We start from the raw sequence: 25194 nt of genomic DNA on the forward strand, positions 1-25194 counted from the left end.
TGTGGGCGGGGTGCCCTCACCCCGCAGTTTGCGCCTCGCGCGGGGTGACGGCACCCCGCGCACAACAATCGTGTGCTGTTCGAATCGATCAAAGCGTCGACGCCACTGGCTGCGTCCTCGTTTATTCTCATCACGTCCGCAGCCTCAAGCTAGCGGATGACGTCACCGCGTGGCTCAAAGCCCACGGCTCCGCCACGGAGTCCGCGTGGATGGACTGGACGGCGTTTCCGACGCCGCCGACGCTGGAGACACTCAAGTAACGCGCCCCGGGCCCCGTCCGGTTTGTCCGGCGCCCAGCCACGCCACGCCCTTCAGCCGCGCCCGCACGAACGCGATGTGGTGGTGTAAATCGTAGAACTGATTCGCAAACGAGGCCGGCACCTTGAGGCCGTCCACGGTGTGTTCGATGTCGTCGAGCCGGTTCAACAGCGCGCCGCGTTGTTCGTCGGTCAGCACCGCCTGCGATTCGCGTTCGAGCCGCAGCAGTGGCCGGTAGCATCGATAGATGCGCAAAAGAATCCGCCAGCGATAGACCACCGGCAGGAAACGCAACGTCGGCACCAGCACCAAAATCAGCGGCACGATCACCACGAGCAGCCGGTTCAGCAGACTGGCCAGCCAGAACGAACTGATCGTCTGATAAAGCCAACCCTTGCCCGATTTATAAAATCTCACCGCATCATCGCTCAGAGGAAACTCCTGCGCGATCGGCGCGGGAAACTCGCCCTGCTTCTGCAACAGCCCGGCCTTGGCGTGCACCTCTTGGGCCGTGCCCAGCAGCAGATCCGAAATCGCCGAATTGAGTCCTGCGCGGGCAATCAGCTCCACCGTCGGCCCCACCAGCGCCACATCTTGCGCCGGCAAGTCCGTCCCCAGATCGATCGAGCCCTCGGGTAGAATGATCTTGTTCAGGTAGGCGTAGCGGCGGGTATACGCATCCGCCTGCACGAAATTAAACAACTGGACCCCCGGCGCGCGGATGAGTGTGCGCAGAATCTGCAAGGGCGCGGAATCGCCCATGAGAAACACGGCATCAAGTTTTCCCGCGAGCAGATCGGTTGCCGCCATCTCCGCCGCCTCGTCGACCAGCACCGTGCTCTTGCCCGTGATGCCATTCGCTTGGAGCAAGGCGAGCGCCAGCGCATGGGTACCGCTGCCGCTGGCATCGACCCCGATGCGTTTGCCCGCCAGCGCCGACAGCCGGGTGATCCGGGCCTCGCCGCGATAAAACACCCACAAAGGTTGATAAGCCACGCTGCCGAGCGATCGCAAACCCGCCGGTGCCTTGCCTTGGGTGAGCCCGCCTTGCACGAAACCGATATCAACGCCCGAGTCCGCAGCCGCGAGCCGTTGCAGATTGTCCAGCGAGCCGCCCGACGGGCGAATCTCCAACGTCACACCGTGTTTCGCGAGCTGCTCCTTGTAACGTTCCGCATAGCGTTGAAACGAACTGCCCGCCGGTCCGCTCGTGATCGTCAATCGCCGCGGCGGCGCCGAGAGCACGAGCCAGACGACGGCACTGGCCAGAATCGCGAGCAGGGCCACCGCCAGGCACGAGGCGATCAACGGGCTGAAACCAAACGTCTCGGTCAACGCCGCCGCAAGCGGCACCCGGGATTTCGACGGCGTAGAGGTCATGCGCGTTGGAAGGAGCGAAGCGTTGGGCGCTCGCCGCTCCGGTGTCATGCACATTCTCGCACCGCGCCTTCCCTTATCCGTCGCCCGCCAAACGCGGCGTCGTGGGCGGCGCACCGTTTACGGCGCGACGTCGGTTCAATCGTCGTTGCCCAGATAGCGCCGTAACAAGACGGGCCACACGTCGCCTTGCACGGTGTTGAGGACGGCGAGATTCATCGGCTTGCGCAGCGGACTTTTGAGCGGCAGCGCGATCGCGTAATTACTCAGGTCAAACGTGGCCGGCAGCAGCGTCAACCCGTGGTGCCGGCGCAACTCGTATTTCAGGATCGCCGAATCGTAAACACATGCATCCGCCGTGCCGCTGCTCACCGCGCTCACAGCATCCGCCACGTTGTCGCTCGTCATCGGCACGACGTTGCGCGCGTGCAGGTAGCGCGCGGCGCTCGAATCCCGCACGGTGATGATCGCGAAACGCGGCAAGTCCGCCGGGCCTTTGATCTCGGTGTTGAGCCGCGTGACGGTGAGCGACGATGCAATCTGCGCCGTGAAACCGGAGATCATGATCACCCCGGTAAACATCCAAATCATCGCAATCACCCGACCACCCACCGTCTGCGGGGCTTTGTCGCCATAGCCGACGGTCGTCATCGTGACCCCGGCCCACCAAAACGCCGCCGCCAAACCCCGCGCCGGCGAGCCGCCGAACTGATCGGCGTTGCGCTTCCGCTCGAAAAACCAGACGCCGAAGCCTGCGGCCAGCAGCACAAGTCCGAGTGCGGCGACCACTTTCAAAAAATCGAGTGAGAAGAACGCCTTCACCACCTGCCACAAGCCGCCGCTGGACGCGGGCACGACGATGCCGAGACCGGAGTTGAAAAACGGCACCGTGAAATCGACCTTCTTCGCACGCTCTTCCGTGACGGTGATGGCCGCGATCGACGCGTCGAGCGTCCCGTCTTTGATGCCATCGATGAGCGCCTCAGGCGTCGCGACTTCGCGAAACTCATAGTCGAGCCCGAGCTGCTCCGCGGTTTGCTTCCACAAATCGATCGACAGGCCCGACCAGCCGTCTTTCGCATCTTTGATCACAAACGGCGGCGCTTCGTGTGTGCCGACCACCAGGTGCTTGCCCGCGGCCAACAGCGAGCTGCCCGCCCAAAGAGCGACCAACCCTAAACCCACGCTCAAGAAGCACCGCATGCCCCAATCAAGCCCGAGGTTGAGCGCGGCCCAACTCCAAACTCCCTTTTTTCCCGAGAAATTTCCCGCATCCGCTCCCTCCCGGCTCCGCCGCCATCGCGCCAACGGCGGCCGCGAACCCACGCTTTCTTTCCACTCGCCCGCGGCGACGCAGCGGCAGCACCTCATCAACGTCGCGGCGACTGCCCGCGCCGCCAGGTTCACCGCAGCTCTGGCGGGTCGAAAACGAAGCCGTGGAAATACCCCCGCTGCTCCGGCGTGAGCCGGTCGTTGTAGAACGCCTTGCTATAGCCCCAGTGCGCCGTCGACGCCATCATCCACGGGTGCTCGTAGGCGTAATAGAGCATCTGCCGGCCGGGCGCCCCGTCCGCATAAGGCGACGCGGTGTGCCAGATCGCGTTGTGAAATAAAATCAAGCTGCCCGCCGGCGCACAGATTTGTTTCGCGCCCGGAAAAAACTCGCGCCGCCGCCGGTCCTCCAACCCAAGTTCCGCCCGCGAGAGATGACTTCCGGGCACGAGCGTCAGATTGCCGCGAAACGGCTCCGTCATGTCCGTGAGATAATAGCCCACTTTGAGTTGCAGCAGCGGAATCGCTCCGCCGAGGTTGCGATAACCGTTGTCGCTCCCGTCGATATGCCAGCCGTCGGCGCGGTGCGCGAAATCCGCGGCGTCCTCCACAATCGCATCGGACGCGTGGTAGTGCGGCTGCGGGTTGCAGAACGCGTGAACAAAAGGCACCAGCGCCGGCCACGTGAGCAGCTCCAGAAAAAGCGGATCATCCTCCAGAATATTGAGGATGCGCGTGCTCTTCGCACCGTGCACCTGCGTGAGATCGTGCCGGTTGCGCGGCGGCCACACGGCTTTCCAACCGGCGGGCAGATCACGCCGGCGGCGCTCGATCGCGCCGGCCAGCGCCGACCGCAGCCGCTGCACATGATCCGGCGCGAGGAAATCTTCCACGACGAGGTAGCCTTGCGTGTCGAAATGGAAGCGCTGCGTGGCCGACGGGGCGGCCGAGGCGATTGATGCAGTCATGGGTAACGCGGGGTGCAGCTGGCGTAGCGGCCGCGTTTTACAGGGCAAAACAAAAACGGTCCCTTACCTTGCTCCAATTCACACCTTCGGCCGCCCGTGACGTCGCGTCGGTCAACGGCGCCTTGCGCGCCTCGCTACGTTCGCGGCCGCCGGTTGCGCCGCGGCGGTGGCGGCGCATCCTCCAAGGCGTCGCGGACATAAAGTTTGCGCACGAGCACCATCACGACGACCGCGAGCGGCATTCCGAAAAGCACGCCGAAGAAGCCGAACAACATCGCGAAGGTCAGCACCGCAAACAAGCCCACCGCCGGCGGCAACCGCACCGCCCAGCGTTGCGCGAGCGGCGTGATCGCGTGGCCTTCCAGCTCTTGCACGAGAAAATAGACGAGCCCCGCGTAGACCGCGGTTTGCGGGCTGTCCGTAAACGCCACCAGCACGCCCGGCCCAAACGCCAGCACCGGCCCCAGAATCGGGATGAAGTTGAACAGCCCCGCCATGATGCCCAGCACGAGCGGCAGCGGCGCACCGATCACCGCCAAACCCACGCCCGTCAACGTGCCGACACAGATCATCGACACGAGCTGGCCGACCAGCCATTTGCGCAACGCCTCTCCGCTGCCCATCAGCGCGCCGTGGAGTTTCTTGCGGTAACCCACCGGAAACAAGCGCACCGCGCCGTCCCGATAGACGGCCGGACTCGCGGCCATGAACACCCCGCCGAAAAACATAATCACCGCGTGGCCGAGCGTCGTGGCGCCGAGCGCGAGAAACTTCTGCACGCCCGCCAGCGCATTACCCCCGCCGCCCTCGCCACCGTCCGTGACACTCGACACGCGCGACAAAATAAACTCGCCGCCCGGCAACTGCGCCACCCACGCGCGCAGATCCGTGACGGCCTGCGGCAGACGTTGACCAAGCCCTTCGAGCTGCGCCGCGATTTGCCGGCCAAACAGCCAGCTCAACCCCAACGCCAGCGCGACCAGCAAGACAACGACGATCCCGACGGAGAGACCTTCCGGCACGTGCAGCCGCCGGTGCAGCGGACTCGCCAGCGCCCGAATGGCCACGGCAAAAACGAGCGCGCCAAACGCAATCAGGCACACGTCGCGCAGCATCCAGCTCAACGCGAAGAGCGCGACAATCGCACACGTCACGCCCACATACGCGGCGAAACGCCCAAGGCTGGGTGGCCCACGGTGGGAGATCGCGGCTTCACTCATCGATGGGGAAACGGATTATTTTCGCAGGACGCACGCGCGTAAACAGTAGCGCAACCGCCGCCCCGGTTCCCCACGCCGGAGGGCGGCGTGATCGCGTTGCGCGCCTGCTGTCCCGCCGCGCGCTGCCGCCAGTCCGCATGCATTCGGCGCGCGCCAGCCGGTTCAGCCGGCAGGACTCCCGCACCGCACACCCATTTGACAACGCGCCCGGCTGCTAGAACCTCCCCGGAACCTAGCCGCGGCGCACGTGACGCAAAGGCGTATGCCTCGCATGGCCTTCACTACTATGAACCTTCAACTCTCTGCCCGTGAGTGGCCGCGCGTTCTCGGCGTGCTGTTATTATTGACCGTATCGCGCGCCTTCGCGGCCGACGCCCCGGCCGCCCCGACGAACGACCCCGATGCCATCGTTTCCTCCAGCCCGATGACCGTCGAAGCGGAAGACGGCACCGGCGTGCACGGACAACTCGTAGTCGATCCGCAGGTGGTCGGCTCCGACTCGGGCAACAACCTCATCTACACGATCACCACCCAGCCGAAACATGGCCAAGTCGGCCTGGCCGGCGCCGATGACGACGCGGACTTCTTCCAAACCAAGACTTCCCGCTACGGCTATTTCGCTTACCGCCCCAACGGCGTTTACGTCGGCGAAGACTCCTTTGGTTACACGGTGCGCAACGAAACCTCCGGTCTCGTTTACGAAAACAAGGTCGTGATCAGCGTCAGCGCACCTCCGCCCACGATGCTCGACAAATTCGAAGTCGACGCCGCCCGCGTGCGCCTGATGAACGTCCGGAACGTCTCGCTCACGACCCATCCGAACACCCCCGTCACGCAGAAACTTCCGAGCCACGAGGACTTCATGTCCGAAACCGACCGCTCCGGCCTCGCCGCGCCGAAGGTGTTGTATCGGATCGATGAGAAGGCCAAGCCCAAGCACGGCACCGCCAAACTCAACCCCACAACCGGCGAACTCACTTACGCACCGAATCCCGGCTTCATCGGCGACGATCACTTCAAATATTACACAGTCGACGAAAACAATCCACAGCTCGGCGTGGAGAACGGCATCGCGGTCAGCGTGGAGCCGATCCGGCACTTCAAACACATGACCGTCGACCGCTCGCGCAGCCGCGAGGTCGATCTGGTTTTCGTCATCAACAACTCGCCGTCCATGGCGGCGCACCAGGAACGCATCGCCGCCAATCTCGCGCGCTTCCGCCAGCTCTTCGACAAACACGACCTCGATTACCGCATCGGCGTGCTCACGACCGATTTCGTCGACGTCGATCCCGATCTGCCGGCCTCGCGCCAGCATCTTTATAAGGAGGTCCGCTCGATCGAACTCGATGCCGCCGGTCAACCGGTGGTCGATCGGCGCGGTCGTCCGAAAAAAATCTACAAGCAGGTCGCCAGCAACGGCAACCTCGTGACGCTTCCCGCGCTTCCGCAACCCTGGGTCACCCCGAAGACGCCGAACCCCCTGTTCGCCGAACTCGTCAAAGTCGGCACCAACGGCGACAGCAACCGCACCGCGTTCACGGCCGTTTACAACTTCGTCGCCAATTACTATAACAAACAGCAAACCTTCCTTCGCCCCGACGCCACCACGGTCGTCGTGTTCTTCATGGACGAGGAGGAAACGCGCATGGCGGTCTGGAAAGACCAGAAGAATGGCCCGCCCAAAGCCGAGTGGATCGAAGACGGCAAACTCCCCGCCCTCTTGAAAGAATACAACGAGCGCAATCCGCAGAAGCGCCAGACACTCGACGGTTACATCAATTACTGGGTCCTGCGCCCCTTCATCATCGCGAAGGGCAACAAGCGCGGAAAGCTTGAGATCGATGCCGTGGTGGAGCCCAACAACATCTCACATCGGCGCGCCGCCGAGTTGACGGGCGGTACGGTGCTCAACATCGAGAGCGACTTCTCCGCACCCCTCGCGGCCCTCGGCGATCGCATTGCTGACACGGTGGCCGTGGCGCTCGATCCGGTCGACCCCGGCGCCACGCTTTATCAAAAAAGCATTCGCGTGCTCGTCGACGGCAAGGAAGTGCCCCCCGACCCGAAGAACGGTTGGATCTACGATGAGCTGACCAACAGCATCCGGTTCCAAGGCACCGCGAAAAAAACCGCGTTCCTCGCGAAGATCGACGTCAGCTACGAAGAACACATGCGCTGAACGTCCCTCGGTTGGGCGACCTTTCGTCAGACGCTCGACCGAGCAATCGGTCGTCCGTCCATCGCCCTTGCAGGACGGTCCGCAGACCGGTTCCGCGACGGCGACCGGCACAGTCCCGTTATTCGAGGACCGGTCTGCGTCTCGCTCATACCGACCGAATCGCGCTCATCACGCGACTCGTCATCGGATCGCAATAGACGGCCGTGTAGTCAAACAACTCAACGCCTGCGGCACTCTTCATCAGCTGAGATTTCAAACCTTCTCGCGCGCGATGAAGGATGACTTTCACATTCGTGGGCGAGAGAGACAGGCACTGAGCCGTCTCCTTTGTGGAGAGCTCTTGCACCTCCCTCATTAGATATACCGCGCGATGAACGCGCGGCAGGGTTTTGATCGCGTCCTCGAGGAGGCTCTTGAGCTCGTGATTGGCGAGCGCATCAGGCGCCACCATCGCGCGTAACTGCCGGCCAGGCCGCGCCTCAGAGTCGTCGATTGTCTCCATCATAGAACGTTTCTTTCGGCGTAAAATCATCAGGCACTCGTTGATCATGATGCGCGTGAGCCAAGTGCCAAACGCCGCCTGGGCATTGAAGTGCCGCAGGTGCAAAAAGGCTTTTAGATAGGCGTTCTGCATCGCGTCCTCCGCGGCGGCGTGATCGCGGAGATAGGCCATTCCGACGCGGTAGAGCTGGGCGTTATATCGGCGCACAATCACCTCAAACATTTCGCGACTCCCCGCAATGACACCACGGACTGCGGCAGCGTCGCTCATTTCGGGCGCCAAGCCGGTTATCGGCCGCAGAGGGAGTGCTTGTTGCGCAAGATGGCTCATCGCAACCTTGGATGTCCGACGGCAAGAAAGGTTACACGATCAAACCACTTCGATTCGCGCGCACGACGGCGTCTTTGCGGCGGGCATTTGTCGCCGCGTCGGGGTCGCGTTGGCATTCATGCCATGGCTGTAACCTTTCACCGCCGGTGAGCATCGAATGGATGAGACACAACTCGTCTCACTACTATTATGAAACTCATTCCTCTCCTCTCCTTGGGCCTCGGGGCGCTCGCGCTCTCTGCTCATGCCGAATCCAAAGTCTCCGATGCGCAAATCGCCGCGATCGTGGTCACCGCTAATCAGGTGGATGTCGACGCAGGTCAACTAGCGCAGGACAAAGCCACCGATCCCGCCGTAAAGCAATTTGCCTCCACCATGGTCACCGACCATACCGCCGTAAACAAGAGCGCGGTGGCTCTCGTGACCAAGCTCAAAGTAACCCCGCAGGACAATGAGACCAGTCGCGCGCTCAAGGCCGGCGGCGAGAAGAACCTCACGGACCTCCGCAAACTCAATGGGCACGCTTTCGATCAAGCTTATGTCGACCACGAAGTAGACTACCATGAACAGGTCATTGCCGCGATTGACGACGTGCTGATCCCCAGCGCCGAAAACGCCGAATTGAAGGCCCTGCTGATTAAAGTCCGCCCCGCATTCGTCGAGCACCTCGCTCATGCTCGTCATCTCCAAGCCGCCCTCAAATAACGGCGTGTTGTTGCGTTTCATCATCGCATGGGTCGCCGCGGTCGCGTGGCCGGCGGCGCTTTTTGGCGCTCCGGCTCGCAGCGCACCCGCCGCGTCCGAGCGGGCAACCCACATCGTGACGATCGAGAATATGACGTTCTCGCCGGCCATACTTCGGGTTCAGCCGGGTGACACGGTGATCTTCGAAAATCACGACTTGGTGCCGCACACGGCGACGGCTCGAGAAAAAGGGAAATTCGATTCCGGCCTCATTAAAGCCGGCGAATCATGGTCCCTCACTCTGCCGAGCGCCGGCTCGTTTCCTTACAGCTGCAGCTTTCATCCGACGATGTCAGGCGAGCTCGTCGTCGAAAACGCGGTTCCGTCCAAGGCCTCTCCCGCACTTCGCGGAAAGTAAGCATGGTCAACCCCGCGCCGCCATCCGCAGCAGATCCCGCAACCGCTGCGGATCGGTCGCTGACGTCTTGGCGACAAAGCCCCGCGCGTGCGCAAAGTGCACATCCGGCTCCCGCGCGATCCGCGTGAAGTCCAGTCGCGGATGGTCGCGATGTCGCGAAAGTCCGTAACCCTCGCTGCGACGGTCAGGCGCGACGATGGCCACCACGCGTTCGTTCAAACCCTGCTCCTGCACGTAGCGGTCCAATCCCGCGGAAGGCTCTTCGGGCAATGGCGCGGTGCGCGGCAGGAAAAGCACCGCCGGAGCGTTGCCGTGGGTGTCCGCCACATCGTCGAGTGTCCAAACTTCCGCGTGTTGGCCAATGAAACTCAGGCGCGCGCGCAAGGTGCGCAAATACGTCAGCAAATCGTCGCCCACCCAACGCATGATCTCCCACAGCGGCTCGCCCGCCCGGAGCTCGGTCGCGGCGGCGAAGCGACGCAACACCGTGCCATCAATGGGCGAGTTGAGCTGGTTGACGACGTTTCGCTCCACGCCCAGCCACTTCGCCGTCGCGTTGGGCCCGCGGCAATCGAACCACTCCGCCGGCTCCAGCCAGTCACAAAACGCTTTCGCATCGTCGTAGAGGCCGAGATTTTTCAGCACCAGTGACAATGCGCACGTCGGCGCCGCATCGTCGGGGAGCTGGTGATGATCGAAATTGTTTAACGCCGGCTCGTGTCGATGCCCGACATCCACCACCGCGACGGCCGGATCGCTCAGATCGCCGGGTGTCGGTTCGCGCCGCAAAATGGGCGCAGGTGCGGTGGCCAGCAGCACGCAACAAGCGAGAAACTCATCTTTGTGCGCGCTGCCCGGGTGCGTGAGGATTGTAGTAAAAGGTGTCACTCGCATGCACCCCAACACATCCGGCCGGTAAACGCCACGCCGGGATGCGCGGCGCACGGCGGCAGTTCCTGCCCGGCGGGCGAAAATTGGCGTGGCATGCGGACACGCTGCGCGCTAAAACGTTTCCATGTTCGCTCAATGCCGCTTGGCCGTGGCTGGGGTTTTCGCCATTTTGCTACTGGCGGCCGGTTGCACGAGCACACCACGAGGCGTGCCGGCCGCCGAAGGCATTGCCAATTTTGGCCGGATCACGCCAACCCTCTGGCGGGGAGCGCAGCCGAGTGAGCGCGGCTTGGAAAATCTCGCGAAACTTGGAGTCGTGCGCATCATCAACTTGCGGATGCCCGATGACGTTATCCCGGCTGAAGCATCAACCGCGCGTCGCCTCGGTATGGACTACGAGAACGTCCCGTTGCCCGGCCTGAGTGCACCGGACGCCATGGCCGTCGCACGCGTGCTCGCGTTGATCGACAGCGCAGGCGGCCGGTGTTTATCCACTGCCAGCATGGAGCAGATCGCACGGGCACGATCATCGCGTGCTATCGAATCCGCCACGACGGTTGGACGGCTGACGCCGCTCTCGCGGAAGCAAAACGTTATGGCATGTCGGAATGGGAATTCGGCATGAAAGATTTCGTGCGCCATTTCCCTGCGGCCGCAGCCAGCGGAGGCTGAAGACCGATGCCGCGCCTCGCTCGTCTAGTCGGCTCGGCGCGCGCTCGGACTTGCTGCCAAAACCTCCGCCATTAATCGATCGAGGTTCTGTTCGTTGGCCGGCACGACAATGTGTTCCACCGCCCGTGCGGTCTCGGCACTCGCAAATTCCTGTGACCAATTCACGACCGTGCCGACTGCCGTCGGCGCGAGAGTGATCGTCAGCCGAAACTGTGGCTCCGATACGTGCTGCACCACGATCCTGTGCGGCGCCGCGATTTCGGCGAAGACCGATTCGTTGGGATAACTCCGCCCGTCTGGCCCATGCATCGCGAAAGACCACCGCCCGCCCGGTTTGAATTCGCAGATCTTGAAAGTGTTGGTGAAGCCCGCCGGCCCCCACCACCGCGCCAGACGCGCGGGCTCGCTGAATGCAGCGAAAACGTTTTCAACGGGGGCCGGAAATTCGCGCGAGGTGGCAAAAGTGGTCATGGGGCTGGCGGCAAAAATCTGGGCGCCACGGAGCCGTCGGCAAAGCCTTTTTCGCGGCGTCGCGGCACGTCAGTCGCAAGCCGACGCGTTTGCCGTAGATTTGCGGCGGTGCCGAAAGCTTGCACCCCGCTGTCGCTTTCGGCCGGCGCTGTTCGTTTAATGCAAATGAACCCGCTTGTTCGCATGAAAACACCACGGCCTTCGACCCGATATCGCTGGGTGATTGTCGCCGCCGGCGGCCTGATCGGTTGTGTCGCCGTCGGTTGCATGTTCTCCCTGCCCGTATTGCTCCTGCCCATCGCGCGCTCCACGGCTTGGTCGGTGACCGGCGTATCGATGGCGATGACGATCGGGTTTCTCGCGATGGCGCTCGCCAGCATGGCATGGGGCGCCCTGTCAGATCGGTTCGGGCCCCGGGCGGTCGTCCTCGCGGGCTCGCTCGCGCTCGCCGCCAGCCTCGCCGCGGCCAGTCGCGCGACGACGCTCCTCCAGTTTCAACTCATCTTTGGTGTAGGAGTCGGCGGCGCAACCGCGGCGATTTTTGCGCCGATGATGGCGTGCGTGACCGGTTGGTTCGAGACGCACCGCAGCCTCGCCGTCTCGCTCGTCTCGGCCGGCATGGGCATGGCGCCAATGACCATGTCGCCGCTCGCGGCGTGGCTTGTCGCGCATCATGACTGGCGCACCGTCTTGCTCGTTCTGGCGGGCGTCGCGGCCACCGTGATGATTCCCGCCACTTTCTTGATTCGCCGCGCACCGGCGGCGCCGCCTCACTCCTCCGCAGTGGCATGGGGCGAGCAATCGCCAACGTTGTCCGTGGCACAGGTGCTCCGGTCCCCACCTTTTGTTATTCTTTTCCTGACGAATTTCTTTTGCTGCGCGACGCACTCCGGGCCGATTTTCCACACCGTGAGTTATGCCGTGGCTTGTGGCATCCCGCTGACGGCTGCGGTCACGATCTACAGCGTGGAAGGGCTCGCGGGCATGGGCGGCCGGGTGGCGTTTGGCCTTCTCGGCGATCGGTTCGGCGCGAAACGCACCCTTGTGTCGGGTCTCCTGCTGCAGGCGATGGGCGCATCGATGTACTTCTTCGTGCGGGAACTCAGCGGGTTTTACTCCGCCGCTACGCTGTTTGGATTCGTGTATGCGGGTGTCATGCCGCTCTACTCAGTGCTCGCGCGGGAGAATTTCCCGTTGCGCATGATGGGCACGGTGATCGGCGGCACCGCGATGGCCGGCAGCCTCGGCATGGCCTCCGGACCCGTGGTGGGCGGATTGATTTTCGACCACTTCGGCAGTTACGGCTGGTTGTATCTCGGATCCGGCGCGCTCGGACTCGGCGCCTTTCTGATCGCCCTGACATTTCAACCGCTTCCCCAGCCGAACTTCGGCCTTGCTTCGGCCAGTGAACCGACGCGCTGACCAAGACGTGCGATCGCGGCCCAACCGGCGCCTCGACCGATCATAAACGGTTCGACTTTCGCCGCCGATCAACGACTGCGAGACCGCGCTCACGCCACGCTGAATTGCGTCGAGCTCGACGGCCGTGAATCGCGTTGCGCGTGCCACCGCGAGGCGCATGGTGGCGTGGCTCCTTTCTTCGGATGAACGCTTCTCGCGCGAACACGGGATCACGACAACTCACAGGCCGCTGCGTGTGCGGCGCGGTTCATTACGAAGTGGCGGATGCCTTCGATTACGCGCTGAACTGCCACTGCTCGGACTGTCGGCGAGCCACCGGTTCGGCGTTCAAGCCTTTTGCCGGCATAGCACGCGAAAAGCTCCGCATCACGGAAGGGATCGCGACAGCAAAAATATTCGGAGATGCCGCCGCCAATCACGACGTGTTTTGCGGAATATGCGGCTCGCGGCTGTTCTCCGTCGTCGACAACGGCACCCGCGTCCACGTCACGCTCGGCACGCTAACGGATGCGCCCGCCATTCGTCCGACCGCACACATCTTTGTCGGCGACAAGGCCCCGTGGTTTCAAATCACCGACGCCCTGACGCGCTACGACGGTCACCTCTCGTAAATGCCGGCCGGGCGCGCCCATGGCGCGTCAATCAATGCCTTCGTAATGGTAATACACGAGGTGTTCGCGTGGCACATACACCATCAAAGTCATTTCGGAGGCGAAGCGCTTTCCTTGGCCAGCTTCGGTCGTAAGAAGATGGATTTCGGCATCAGGCGGAAACGTGTAGGTCCACCAAGCAGGGCCGGCTTCATTTCCCTGCCAGCGCTTGTTCGCATACTCGAGATCCGAAACATGCGGCAAACCAGCTGGAACCAGTGCGTGAAAGGTCGCGGCATCCGCCTCGAAACGCAGGTAGGTGCTGCCCTCGTCGGCGAACCAAAACACTTTGCTGTTGATATTGGAGACATTCGGACCGGGAGCGACGCCGAGCGTGTCTTCAAACACGAACCGCGGGGTTGCCGCGCGCACATAGCCATACGCAAACAATCCCGCCAGCAGCATCGCGAACGCGGTGAGGCCGCCGATAGTCAGCCCGGAGATCCATTTCCAAACCCGCCAATTTCGCCACCACGATAAGATAAATAGGCCAAAGGCAACCGCCCACCCTACGGCGAAAACGCCGGCGACGAATAACCAAAAAAGGACGACAATACCTGGACCCACGGCAGAGGCGACGATGCCAGAAACAGCCGAGCCGCCACGCCATGGCGGCGGCTCGACGTGGCGTCAGGTCAACTCAGACTCACTGGCAGGCTTCGCAAGCCTCACCGTTGCGCATCGCTTCGATCGAGCAGGCGATTTTTTGCTCGGCGGTGTAGGTTTTCTTCACGACTGAAGCAGGCATTTCGGTCGTCGCCACCGCGTCGGCCGTGCCCGCCACGCCGCGGACTTCCTTGCGTGTGCCAACGGTCGCTTTCTCGATATTGGAAGCGCCGAGGCTGCGGAGATAATACGTCGTCTTGAGACCGGCGTGCCACGCCTGACGATACATGTGGCTGAGCGTCTTCAGGTCGGGCGTCTTGATCCACAGATTCACCGATTGGGCTTGATCGATCCATTTCTGACGGCGCGCGGCCGCGTCGATGATCCACTTCCCGTCGATGTCGAAGGCCGTGAGATATTTCTCCTTCAGGTCGTTCGGAATGCGTTCGATGTCTTTCAACTCGCCGTCGAAATACTTGAGGTTGTCCAGCATGTCCTGATCCCACAATTCACGCGCTTTGAGATCCTTCACCAGGAATGGATTCAAGACGATGAACTCGCCCGACAGGTTCGATTTGACGAACAGATTCTTGTAGGTCGGCTCGATGCACGGCGACGTGCCAGTGATGTTCGAGATTGTAGCGGTCGGAGCAATGGCCAGGCAGTTGGAGTTGCGCATGCCTTGACGGGCGATCTTCGCCCGCAGCGGCGCCCAATCCAGCTTTCCACCGCGCGGCACGTCCACCGGCACGCCACGCTCGGCTTCGAGGAGATCGAGGGTGTCTTGCGGCAGGAGGCCGCGATCCCACTTCGAGCCTTTGTAACTCGAATAAGTGCCCCGCTCTGCGGCGAGGTCGGAGCTCGCTTCGTAAGCGTAAAAGGCGATCGCTTCCATCGCCTCGTCGTTGAACTCCACGGCTGCAGTCGACGCGAACGCGTGCCCGCGCAGATAGAGCGCGTGGGCGAGGCCCATCACGCCAAGACCGATCGGCCGATGGCGAAGGTTGGACGTCTTGGCCGACGGCGTGGGGTAGAAATTGATGTCGATGACGTTGTCGAGCGCACGGACCGCCATGCGGATCGTGTCGCGCAATTTGGCGTGATCGAGCGCGCCATCGGGCAGGAGATGGGAATCGAGGAGGACGGAGCCGAGATTGCAGACGGCCGTTTCGTCGTTGCTCGTGTTCAGCGTGATCTCGGTGCAGAGATTGGATGAGTGGATGACGCCCACGTGATCCTGCGGCGAGCGGAGGTTGCACGCATCTTTGAACGTGATCCACGGGTGGCCTGTCTCGAAGAGCATCGAGAGCATCTTTTTCCAGAGCTCAAGGGCCTCGATTTTCTGCCCGGCGATTTTCCCTTCCTCGGAGAGCTGCTCGTATTCGAGATAGCGCTTCTCAAAGGCGGCACCGTAAAGCTCGTGCAAATCGGGCACTTGGTTGGAGCGGAAGAGCGTCCAGTGTTGTCTCGCTTCCATGCGCTTCATGAACAGATCGGGAATCCAGTTCGCCGTGTTCATGTCGTGCGTGCGGCGGCGATCGTCGCCAGTGTTTTTGCGCAACTCGAGGAATTCGAAAATGTCGTTGTGCCACGTCTCCAGATACGCGCAACCGGAGCCCTTGCGCTTGCCGCCTTGGTTGACGGCCACGAGCTGGTCGTTGTGGAGCTTGAGGAACGGGATGACGCCCTGCGACTCGCCGTTGGTGCCCGCTATGTAAGCGCCGGTGCCGCGCACCGCCGTCCACGAACCGCCGAGACCGCCCGCCCATTTGGCGAGAAAGGCGTTATCCGCGATGCCGCGGAGCATGATGCTCTCAATCGTGTCGTCGACGTAGTAAAGATAGCACGACGAAAGCTGCGAGTGCAGCGTGCCGGAGTTGAACAGCGTCGGGGTCGACGAGCAGAAGCGGCGGCTCTTGTAGAGTTCGTAGAGACCGGTGACGCGCGCCTCGCGGTCGCCCTTTTCGTCGAGCATCAAGCCCATCGCCACGCGTAGCCAGAAGAACTGGGGCGTCTCGATGCGGCGCGCGGGAGAACGCGTTTTATCGATGATGAGATAGCGATCGTAGAGAGTTTGGATGCCGAGGAAGTCGAATTCCAGATCGGATGACGGATCAAGCGCCGCGCCGAGGCGGGTGAGATCGTAATCCAGGAGGCGCGGATTGAGGCGTTTGATGGCGACGCCGTGCTCCAGGTATTTCTTGAACGCCCGCTGATGGGCCGACTTCAATGCGCCGATCCCTTCGGTCATGATGTCCCAGCCGAGCACTTCTTCGTAGATATACGTGAGCTGGATGCGGCCGGCGAACTTGGCGAAATCCGCGTCGCGTTCGATCAGCGTTTTCGAGTTCAGGATGATCGTGGCATCGAGATCCTTTTGGGAAATCTGATCGTAAACGGCGCGGCGCAGTTCCTGTTCGACCTCGTCGTTGGAGAGACAGAGATCGAGGCCGATGCGCGCGAACTCGATGCGCTTGCGCAAGTCCGCTCCGTCCCAAAACACGTTGGTGCCGTCGGCTTTTTTCACGACGATCATGGCGGCCTGGCCGGGAGCCGGCGTCGTATCGGCCAAGGCGGGAACATCGCCGCCCGCGGCATCGAGCCCGATTTCGCGCGCGCCGGCGCGTTGCGCGCGAAAAAGAATGTAGGCTTCGGCGACTTTGAAGTGGCCCGCCTTCATGAGTTCTTCCTGCACCATGTCCTGAATTTCCTCGATGTGCACGAAGGATTGCTTCGAGGAATGCACGCGCTCGGAAACCGCTTTGGTGATCCCGATCGCGGGCGCTGAATCGCGCTGGAGCGAGAGGAACGTTTTGCGGACGGCTATCTCCACCTTCTGTTCGCTCCACGGGACAACCTGGTTGTTGCGGCGGATGACGCGCAGCGTAGACGTGGCGGCGGAATCGCGATCGACGGCGATCTTGCGGGCTCGATTCAAGAGCAGGCTCTTCGCCACGAAGTAGGCATTGTTGTCCACGAGCGTCTTTTCGATCAACTCGTAGAGCGCATTGAGCGTGAGCCGCACGGGCGATTGCGTGCGCCCGAGAGCGATCAGGTTCGCGGCGACCTCGCGGCAGATTGAAGCGACCCAAGCGCGATTCGTGTCGTTGAAAATATCAGTCTCACCCTTCGCGAGGTGAACGTTGGTCAACGCCTTGCCCAGCGTATCGGCCACCTCGGATAACACGAATCGCTCTTCGCCATGCGGGCACAACAAAATAATGGGAGGGAGCTCAAGCGATCCAGCGGGGATCACGTCGCGCCATGCGTAGTGGGGTTTTTGTTCGATGGGGGCCTGAACGGTGCGTTTGAGGGCGAGATCGTGGGCGAGGGTTGGGTTGCTCATGGACGGGACGGCGATGGAAGGAATGAAACGGTGATACGGGCGGAGGCGAACGAACGGACGGAACGGCCAATGGCAGGTGCCACGAGCCGGTGCAGCGGGGAACTAATCGAACGGGGTAGGAAAAAACGAAACGAGGACCGCGACGAACGCAGGCCACCTCAGAGCTCGTCGTCGCTGGCGACGGTGAGAGAGGAGGCTTTTTGATATTCGGTCACGCGACCTTCGAAGAAATTCTGCTCCTTCTTGATATCCATCATCTCGGCGAGCCACGGCAGCGGATTCTTCACACCGGCGTTGAGCGGCGCGAGGCCGCAGCTCTCCAGGCGGCGGTCCGCGATGAAATCGATGTAGGTCAGGAAGTCTTCGGCGCTGAGGCCGATGGAATTCACCGGCAGACAATCGCGAATGAACTCCTTTTCCAAGTCGATCGCCTCGCGCATGAAGCCGCGTAGCTCTTCCTTGAATTCCGGAGTCCAAATTTCGCGATTCTCATCGACGAGATCCATGAAGAGGTTGCGGAACACCTCGATGTGATTCGACTCGTCGCGCAACGTATAGCGAAACATCTGGCCGATGCCGGGAAACTTGTTTTGCCGGTAAAGCGAAAGAATCATGCCGAAGAGGCCGTAAAATTGCGTGCCCTCCATGCATTGACCGAAGACGAAGATGTTTTTCGCCAGCAGCTTCTTGTTGTCGGCCTGCGTGAGATCCAGCTCACGGCGGAGATCGCGGGAAACGCGCGTCACGAACTCGTTCTTGCGGACGATCGTCGGCACGTCCTCAAACATCGCCTCGCACTCGTGCGGGTTGATGCCCAGCGAAGCGATCATGTAGAGCAGCGAATCGGCGTGGATATTCTCTTCGTGCGCATGGCGGCCGAGCACGAGCTTGAGCTCGGGCGCCGTGACCAACTCGCGCACCACGTGCTGGATATTATCGCCCACGATGCCTTCCGCCGCCGAGAAGTAGCCAATGCCCATGCGGATAATCCAGCGCTCGACGTCGGAAAGCGCCTTTTCGTCGCGCCACTGCTCAATGTCCTTGCCCATGGGAATATCCTCCGGCTCCCAGTGGTTGGCCTTCATGGTGCGGTAAAGATCGTAGGCCCACTGATATTTCAAGGGCAGCAAGTTGAAGGTCATCGATTCGCGCCCGTTGATCACGCGCTTGGCCGCAAACGCGGCTTCGGCCTTGGCCTGATCGAGGACGAACGTCTTGGCACCGACTTGAAAGGATTTCTGCATGAGAAGAACGGAGAGAGGTGGGAGAAAAGGTGGAGAAACGACAGGGGCGAGCGGCGTTTTGGGCGGCGCGTCAGCGGAAGGCAAGAATTGGGTCGGGCAGAGGAGCTGAAACTTATTTACGGGTTGTTAACCACAACAGGATGTGGTCCTGGCCCGCTAAGACCACAACGGATTGAGCTCGTGCGTTTGCCGCGTCAACCGATTTTCCTTAGAAATTCGGCCGTTTTCCGGTTGCCTGCGCGCGACTTGTCGCCTTGCCGTCTCCCCGCTACGTGAGCTGCTCCGCCGCACGCCCCCGGCCGCGCCGGAATCGAAAGTATGTGCCGATTTGTGACAACACGAGTTTGCGAGCCAAACGACGGCTTCACTCTGCGGATACGACGGCGACACTCGCACAAGCCAACGACTGGCAGCTAGTGGGGACTGCGGCGAAACGTGCTGGCCTTCGTCCAAGAAAAAATGACAGTCCCCCGCTGTTTGGCCACCATGATTGACTCGCCCCCACCCGATGCCGCGGGCGGCACCGCCGGCCGACGCGTGCCAAGCACGCCGGCGCGCCGCAGGGGATGGTGGTGGCCGGTGGGTCTGCTTCTGGCAACGGCTGCCTGCTATTTCGGTTGCATCGATGTGCCCTTCCAATTCGACGACCAACCAGCTGTCCTCTACAATCAAACGCTGCGCGACGGCTGGCCGTCGTGGGGGATGTTGCACCCCCCCGCGGATGCAGCGGGTGCTACCGGACGTCCAGTGGTCAACGCCACGCTCGCTTTAAACTACGCCTTGGGCGGAGCGAACGTGCGCGGCTACCATCTCTTCAACCTGCTGCTCCATGTGCTCGTGGCCCTGACGCTGTGGAGCCTGATTCGCCGGACGATGCGCCTGATGAGCCCCGCACCCGGCGTTTCTATTGATGCCGTCGCGGTGACCGCAGCGGGACTGTGGGCCGTGCATCCATTATTAACGGAGTCAGTTGTCTGCATTGTACAGAGAAACGAAGAGCTGGTCGCGTTGTTCTTTCTGCTCACACTGTATGCAGTGAACCGATCCGCGACAACGCGCACGCCGCTGGCCCGTCGGAGCTGGGCGGTGACGGCGGTGAGCGCTTGCGCGTTGGGGATGGCGAGTAAGGAGGTAATGGTCACGGCACCCTTGGTGGCGTGGCTATATGATCGCACTTTTCTCGCCGGAAGCTTCCGAGGCGCGCTGCGGGCACGGCGGACGCTGTATGGCGGGCTCGCCCTCACGTGGGTCTTGCTTGCATGGCTCGTCCTGAACAACGCGCAGCGCGCGGGCACGGTCGGCTTCGGCCTCGGGATCACCAGTTGGGATTATCTTCTCACGCAATGCCGCGCCCTGGTACTTTACCTTAAGCTGGCGATCTGGCCGCACCCGCTGGTCGTTGACTACGGCTCGCCCGTGGTGCACCGCTTGAGCGCAGTGTGGTGGCAAGCGTCGGTCGTGCTCGCGCTGCTCGGCGCAACCATCTGGGCGCTGGTGCGGCGGCCCGCGGCGGGGTTTCTCGGGGCATGTTTTTTCCTCCTGCTGGCTCCGAGTTCCAGTTTCGTGCCGCTTACCACCCAAACGATTGCTGAGCACCGCATGTACCTGCCCCTCGCAGTGCTCGTTCTGTTGGTTGTGCTCGCCCTCCGCAGGTTGCCAGGTGCTTTGACTGGGACGTTTTGCTTTGCGTGCTTCGTTGCGCTGGCCTTTGGCACGATTCGACGGATCACCGTCTATCGCACCGAAATGAGCCTGTGGACTGAGACCGTAAAATATGCGCCCGACAATCCGCGCGCTCATCTGAACCTCGGTCAGGCGTTGCTCACGAGCGGAAACGCTGTCGACGCTGTGCAGCAATTCGAAACTGCACTTCGTGTCCGGCCCGACTATGCCGAGGCGCATTACAATCTCGGGCTGGCGTTGTCACAGCAAGGTCGTCTCGCAGACGCCGCGGTCGCGTTTAAGGCGGCGCTGGACATCGTCCCCGACTACACCATCGCGCACAACGCTCTCGGTACGAGCCTCGCCCAAGCCGGTGAATTCGCCGCGGCCCTCGAGCAATTCGACCAAGCGCTGGGCGAACGGCCGGATTTTCTGGACGCGCAAGTAAATCGAGCCCGCGTCTTGGTGGCCCTTCACCGCGGCAACGACGCCATCGCCGACTATCAACAAATCCTCCGGCGTCATCCCGATTCGGCTGCCGCACATCTGGGTCTCGGCGATGCGTGGGCCGCGAACGGAACCTCGCAAGAAGCGATCAAGGAATTGCGAGCGGCCGTGCAACAAGAACCCCGCCTCGTGGCGGCTCAATTCAACCTCGCCAATCTACTTAGTGCTGACGGTCGTCTCGCCGAGGCGGTCCCGCACTATGCAGCGGCGGCCCAGGAAGAGCCAAACAAGCCCGCTTTGCAGATTGCGCTGGCGAACGCACTGATGCGCCTCGGCCAGTCACGCGAGGCGGCGCTCCACTATACCGCCGCCGTGGAGCTGCAGCCTAACTCCGCGGAACTTCGCCTGAACTTGGCTTTGGCCCTCGCCGCGTCGGGGCGGCTTGCGGAAGCGATTGAGCAATGCCAGACGGCGCTGCGCTTGCGCCCCGGTTTCGGCGCAGCGGAGCATTATCTGAACGAGATGCGTTCGGACCTGCAAAAGAGCGCAAGCCGACCGTGAAGCCGCCTCGCTGCTTGCCGGCTGACGACTGGTCGCGCCGCTCCACCTGGCTCGCGATTGCGCTAGTGACAACCGCCTGTCTCCTCGCTTACCACCGCACGTTTTCTGCACCGTTTGTTTACGACGATGATGAAGCGATCATCGGCAATCTCTCCATTCGCCACCTCTGGCCACTGAGTAACGTGCTGCTGCCCGGCGGCCTCACGGGCACGACCGTCAGTGGCCGTCCGGTGGTGAATCTGACTCTGGCCCTCAACTACGCTTTAAGCGGGCTCAACCCATGGAGCTACCACGCCTTCAATCTCCTGATCCACTTGGGCAGCGGCTTGCTGCTGGCGGGAATCACCCGCCAGACTTTGCGCTGCCCTCCGCTCGCTGCGCATTTCGACCGAACGGCCTCCGCGCTGGCCTTCGCTGCAGCCGCACTGTGGCTACTGCACCCGCTGCAAACGGAATCGGTGACTTACGTCGCCCAACGCGCCGAATCCCTGATGGGGTTTTTCTATTTATTAACTTTATTCGCTTTTATAACATCGATCAATGCACGCCACCCGACGCGATGGCTGGTCACCTCCGTCGCCGCTTGCGTTTTAGGTATGGCAACGAAAGAGGTCATGGTCACCGCGCCGCTGCTGGTAGTGCTATACGATCGCACCTTTATCTCTCACTCTTGGACGCAAGCCGTTTGCCGGCGACCGCGTTACTACGGCGCGCTCGCCGCCACTTGGCTGGTGCTCGCGGCTTTGGTTCTCGGCACCGGCGGTCGGGGCGATTCAGCGGGTTTCGCAACCCAAGTATCGCCGTGGCACTATCTTCTCACGCAAGGAGACGCCATCTGCCACTACCTCCGCCTGACTCTTTGGCCCCACCCGTTGGTATTCGATTACGGCGATGAGTTGGCCCACCACTTGAGTGAGGTCGGGCCGCAATTCCTGTCCACAGCGGCTTTGTTCGCTGGCATCTTTTGGATCTTATGGCGGCGGCCGGCGTGGACCCCGGCGTTTCTCGGCGCAGCGTTTTTCATCATCCTTGCCCCAAGCTCAAGCATCGTGCCGATCTCCACCCAGACGATGGCCGAGCATCGCATGTATCTTCCCCTCGCCGCGGTCGTCGTCGGCGTGGCAGTTGTTTTGCATCGGTTAATGGGCCGCAAGGCCGCGTGGATGCTCGCTGGCGCCGCGGCCATCGCGGGCGGAATGACCTTCATGCGCAATGAGGACTATCAAACCCGACTCCGCCTTTGGGCCGATACCGTCACCAAGCAACCGGACAATCCTCGCGCGCACAATAATCTGGCGATCGAGCTCATCGCGGCCGGCCAACACAACCAGGCCCGCGCTGAATTGCAGGAGGCCTTGCGTTTGCGCCCCGGCTATACCGATGCCCGCAACAATCTGGCCAACGAACTGCTCCGCCGCGGCGCCGTCGCAGAAGCCATTGCACAATATGAAATAGTGTTGCGCGCGCAGCCCGACTTTGTCCTGGCACTCGACAATCTGGGCTTCGCCTATCTCACCACCGGCCGAACCGACGACGCCGTGCGCTGTTACATGCGGGCCATCCAGCTCGACGCCGACGATGCCACGGCTCACAGCAACTTGGGCTATATCTTTCTGCAGCAAGGCGCTCCCGCGAGGGCGTTGCCCCACTACGCTGCAGCAGCGCACGTGCGTCCGTCCGAGCCCGAGGCCCAACGCAATCTCGGCGACACGTTGATGGCATTGCATCAAGCGGCGGAAGCTGCGGCCGCCTATGCTGACGCGATTGCGTTACAACCGGCAGATGCTGCGCTGCGCTTTAACCGTGCACTCGCCCTCGCCCAATGCAGTCAGTTTTCCGAGGCCAGGAAAGAAGTGTCGATTGCGTTGCGTCTGCAGCCCGGCTTCAGCGAGGCCCGCCGTCTGGCAGAGGACCTTCAACGCAGGTAGGCCCAAAGCCAAGATTAGCCAGACGGTGTGGCCGTCCGATTAGAGCTCGCCTCAGCGAAGGCGCAAAAGGCAAGAATCCGGCCACGCAATTTCGCTTCTTCCATCGCTCATGCCTTCATCTGCACCGTCTCCTCGTTTCGCTGGCGCCAGCTCCGCACCGGATGTGCCCCGGCGAGGTTTGGCGGGCTGGCTTGCGGGGGCAGCGCTCGTGGCGGCGGTCGCGCTCGTCTACCTTAACTGCCTCCACGCGCCGTTTATTTTCGACGATTTTCCGGCAATTGTGCGGAATGAGTCGCTGCGCGGTGGCTTGTCGTGGGACATGTTGCGGCCACCGCCGGAGGCTGCGGGTGCGACGGCACGACCGGTGGTCAACGCAACGTTGGCGTTAAACTACAACATGGGTGGACTGGCGGTCGAGGGCTACCATCTCGTCAATATGGTCCTGCACGCGCTAACGACGTTGACGCTGTGGGGCGTGCTACGACGTTCATTGCAAACACGGTCGCTCGGCGCGGGGCTTTCAGCAGAAACGGTAGCGTTCGCGGTGAGCGCACTCTGGGCGGTGCATCCGCTGCTCACCGAATCAGTAGTGTGCGTGGTGCAACGCAACGAAGAGCTCGTGGCCCTCTTCTATTTGCTCATGCTGTATTGTCTCATCCGTTCGGCGACGACGGCAAACCGCTGGCCCCGAACAGTGTGGACGGTGACAGCGGTGGCGGCGTGTGCGCTCGGAATGGGGAGCAAGGAAGTCATGGTGACGGCGCCACTAGCGGCGTTGCTGTATGATCGCACGTTTCTCGCGGGAAATTTTCGGGGCGCGCTGCGGACGCGGCGAACGCTATATGCCGGGTTGGCGCTGACGTGGGGCTTGCTCGCGTGGCTCGTGTTGAACAACGCGCAGCGCGCTGGCACGGTCGGCTTCGGCCTCGGCGTCAGCAGTTGGGATTACCTTCTGACCCAGTGCCGTGCCCTGACGATTTACCTCAAGCTGGCGGTTTGGCCGCATCCACTCGTCGTGGACTATGGCGCGCCGGTCGCGCACCACTTCAATGAGGTGTGGTGGCAGGGACTGACGATTCTCGCCCTCCTTGGCGTGACCCTCTGGGCTTTAGTGCGTCGGCCGGCGATCGGTTTTGTCGGGGCGTGCTTTTTTCTCCTGCTTGCGCCCAGCTCAAGCATCGTCCCCCTCACGACTCAGACGATCGCCGAGCACCGCATGTATCTACCTCTCGCCGCCGTCGTTCTGCTGGCCGTACTCTGCCTGCGCGCCCTCCCCGTCCGTGTGGCCGGAGCGGTTTGCCTAGGATTGGGCGTGGTGCTGGCGAACGGCACCGTTCATCGCAACGCCGTCTTTCAAAATGAAGAGCGCTTGTGGACGGAAACGCTGGCTATCCAGCCCGGCAATGCTCGGCTGCACGCCACCCTCGGAGGTTATTACTTGCGTCACCAACGCTGGACCGAAGCCGCCGACGCCTATCGCGCCGCGCTCGATTTGCAACCCGCCTACGCAGACGCACACAGCGATCTCGCCAGCGCGCTCCTTCACCTCAACCGACCGCAGCAGGCTCTCGTCCACTATGCAGCGGCGCATCAGCTCAAACCCACGGACCCAGACATCGCTTACAATTTCGCCAACGCCTTGGCGGGCGTCGGGCGCGGGACTGAGGCCATCGAGTTGTATCGAACCGCGTTGCACTCACGGCCGATGTTTACTGCAGCGCAAAACAATCTCGGCGATGCCCTGATGCAGATGGGCCGGCTGCCCGAAGCGATTGCGACTTTTAACGCGGCGCTGAAGCACGATCCCGCACAGCCGGGCCCGCAAAACAATCTCGGACTGGCGCTCTTACGCAGCGGTCGGGCGCAGGAGGCGCTGGCGCATTTTGCCGCCGCTGTTCAGTTGCGGCCGGACTCAGCAAGCGTTCATCACAATTACGCGCTCGCGCTCGCAGCCACGGGCAAGATTACCGCCGCGATTGCCGAAGAAGACGCCGCTCTTAGGCTCGCGCCGGATTATGCAGCCGCGCAGGCGCACCGGGCGCAATTGTTATTCAAACCGATCGAGCGGCGGTAGCGCGAAGCC

Annotated in this window: 19 protein-coding genes and 1 pseudogene; 10 read left to right on the forward strand and 10 right to left on the reverse strand. The window is 62.2% G+C overall.

The window, feature by feature from the left end; translation table 11 throughout:
• The first annotated feature begins 44 nt into the window (after positions 1-44).
• Positions 45-260, forward strand: coding sequence for a hypothetical protein (locus K0B96_RS15750; protein ID WP_220161840.1), 216 nt, complete (start codon positions 45-47; stop codon positions 258-260).
• Here the strand turns inward: K0B96_RS15750 and K0B96_RS15755 are convergent.
• The 4 genes from K0B96_RS15755 to K0B96_RS15770 all read right to left on the reverse strand — a co-directional run bounded on the left by K0B96_RS15755 (position 253) and on the right by K0B96_RS15770 (position 5095).
• On the reverse strand, positions 253-1638 hold the full coding sequence (locus K0B96_RS15755) for a TAXI family TRAP transporter solute-binding subunit (RefSeq protein WP_220161841.1): 1386 nt from the start codon (positions 1636-1638) through the stop codon (positions 253-255). The two genes, K0B96_RS15750 and K0B96_RS15755, sit on opposite strands and share 8 nt — an antisense overlap.
• 135 nt (positions 1639-1773) lie before the next feature.
• Positions 1774-2838, reverse strand: a complete 1065-nt coding sequence (locus K0B96_RS15760) for a transporter substrate-binding domain-containing protein (RefSeq protein WP_220161842.1) — start codon at positions 2836-2838, stop codon at positions 1774-1776.
• Between the two features lie 200 nt (positions 2839-3038).
• A complete protein-coding gene (locus K0B96_RS15765) occupies positions 3039-3875 on the reverse strand; it encodes a phytanoyl-CoA dioxygenase family protein (RefSeq protein ID WP_220161843.1) in 837 nt (278 codons plus the stop codon).
• Positions 3876-4009: 134 nt separating this feature from the next.
• A complete protein-coding gene (locus K0B96_RS15770) occupies positions 4010-5095 on the reverse strand; it encodes an AI-2E family transporter (protein ID WP_220161844.1) in 1086 nt (361 codons plus the stop codon).
• Between the two features lie 271 nt (positions 5096-5366).
• On the opposite strand from K0B96_RS15770, the gene K0B96_RS15775 reads away from it, so the two are divergent.
• Positions 5367-7277, forward strand: coding sequence for an Ig-like domain-containing protein (locus K0B96_RS15775; RefSeq protein WP_220161845.1), 1911 nt, complete (start codon positions 5367-5369; stop codon positions 7275-7277).
• 145 nt (positions 7278-7422) lie between these two features.
• Here the strand turns inward: K0B96_RS15775 and K0B96_RS15780 are convergent, their stop codons facing one another.
• Positions 7423-8109: a sigma-70 family RNA polymerase sigma factor gene (locus K0B96_RS15780; RefSeq protein WP_220161846.1), complete on the reverse strand. Its 687-nt coding sequence runs from the start codon at positions 8107-8109 to the stop codon at positions 7423-7425.
• A gap of 189 nt (positions 8110-8298) precedes the next feature.
• Between K0B96_RS15780 and K0B96_RS15785 the strand changes: the two genes are divergently transcribed.
• Positions 8299-8814 (forward strand): DUF4142 domain-containing protein, encoded by a 516-nt coding sequence (locus K0B96_RS15785; protein ID WP_220161847.1) that lies wholly within the window; start codon positions 8299-8301, stop codon positions 8812-8814.
• Positions 8783-9211: a cupredoxin domain-containing protein gene (locus tag K0B96_RS15790; protein WP_220161848.1), complete on the forward strand. Its 429-nt coding sequence runs from the start codon at positions 8783-8785 to the stop codon at positions 9209-9211. The genes K0B96_RS15785 and K0B96_RS15790 overlap by 32 nt, the downstream gene beginning before the upstream one ends.
• Before the next feature lie 6 nt (positions 9212-9217).
• Here the strand turns inward: K0B96_RS15790 and K0B96_RS15795 are convergent, their stop codons facing one another.
• Positions 9218-10105, reverse strand: coding sequence for an MYG1 family protein (locus tag K0B96_RS15795; protein ID WP_220161849.1), 888 nt, complete (start codon positions 10103-10105; stop codon positions 9218-9220).
• Positions 10106-10226: 121 nt separating this feature from the next.
• On the opposite strand from K0B96_RS15795, the pseudogene K0B96_RS17720 reads away from it, so the two are divergent.
• Positions 10227-10774, forward strand: a pseudogene (locus K0B96_RS17720) (fused DSP-PTPase phosphatase/NAD kinase-like protein).
• 24 nt (positions 10775-10798) lie between these two features.
• Here K0B96_RS17720 and K0B96_RS15805 read toward each other — a convergent pair.
• A complete protein-coding gene (locus K0B96_RS15805) occupies positions 10799-11245 on the reverse strand; it encodes an SRPBCC family protein (protein ID WP_220161851.1) in 447 nt (148 codons plus the stop codon).
• 183 nt (positions 11246-11428) lie between these two features.
• On the opposite strand from K0B96_RS15805, the gene K0B96_RS15810 reads away from it, so the two are divergent.
• Positions 11429-12667, forward strand: coding sequence for an MFS transporter (locus K0B96_RS15810; protein ID WP_220161852.1), 1239 nt, complete (start codon positions 11429-11431; stop codon positions 12665-12667).
• Positions 12668-12849: 182 nt separating this feature from the next.
• Positions 12850-13278: a GFA family protein gene (locus K0B96_RS15815; RefSeq protein WP_220161853.1), complete on the forward strand. Its 429-nt coding sequence runs from the start codon at positions 12850-12852 to the stop codon at positions 13276-13278.
• A gap of 27 nt (positions 13279-13305) precedes the next feature.
• On the opposite strand, the gene K0B96_RS15820 is transcribed toward K0B96_RS15815, so the two are convergent.
• The 3 genes from K0B96_RS15820 to K0B96_RS15830 all read right to left on the reverse strand — a co-directional run bounded on the left by K0B96_RS15820 (position 13306) and on the right by K0B96_RS15830 (position 18513).
• Positions 13306-13722 (reverse strand): hypothetical protein, encoded by a 417-nt coding sequence (locus K0B96_RS15820; RefSeq protein ID WP_220161854.1) that lies wholly within the window; start codon positions 13720-13722, stop codon positions 13306-13308.
• 241 nt (positions 13723-13963) lie between these two features.
• A complete protein-coding gene (locus tag K0B96_RS15825) occupies positions 13964-17269 on the reverse strand; it encodes a ribonucleoside-diphosphate reductase subunit alpha (RefSeq protein WP_220161855.1) in 3306 nt (1101 codons plus the stop codon).
• Positions 17270-17427: 158 nt separating this feature from the next.
• Positions 17428-18513 carry a ribonucleotide-diphosphate reductase subunit beta gene (locus tag K0B96_RS15830; protein WP_220161856.1) on the reverse strand — a complete coding sequence of 362 codons (1086 nt, stop codon included), beginning with the start codon at positions 18511-18513 and terminating at the stop codon, positions 17428-17430.
• A gap of 435 nt (positions 18514-18948) precedes the next feature.
• On the opposite strand from K0B96_RS15830, the gene K0B96_RS15835 reads away from it, so the two are divergent.
• The 3 genes from K0B96_RS15835 (at position 18949) to K0B96_RS15845 (ending at position 25185) form a co-directional block, all read left to right on the forward strand.
• Positions 18949-21183: a tetratricopeptide repeat protein gene (locus tag K0B96_RS15835; protein WP_220161857.1), complete on the forward strand. Its 2235-nt coding sequence runs from the start codon at positions 18949-18951 to the stop codon at positions 21181-21183.
• A 14-nt stretch (positions 21184-21197) separates the two neighbouring features.
• Complete coding sequence (locus K0B96_RS15840) at positions 21198-23111, forward strand: tetratricopeptide repeat protein (RefSeq protein ID WP_220161858.1); 1914 nt, start codon at positions 21198-21200, stop codon at positions 23109-23111.
• 109 nt (positions 23112-23220) lie between these two features.
• Positions 23221-25185 (forward strand): tetratricopeptide repeat protein, encoded by a 1965-nt coding sequence (locus K0B96_RS15845; protein WP_220161859.1) that lies wholly within the window; start codon positions 23221-23223, stop codon positions 25183-25185.
• Positions 25186-25194 lie beyond the last annotated feature (9 nt).

The sequence above is a fragment of the Horticoccus luteus genome (assembly GCF_019464535.1).
Lineage (GTDB): Bacteria > Verrucomicrobiota > Verrucomicrobiia > Opitutales > Opitutaceae > Horticoccus > Horticoccus luteus.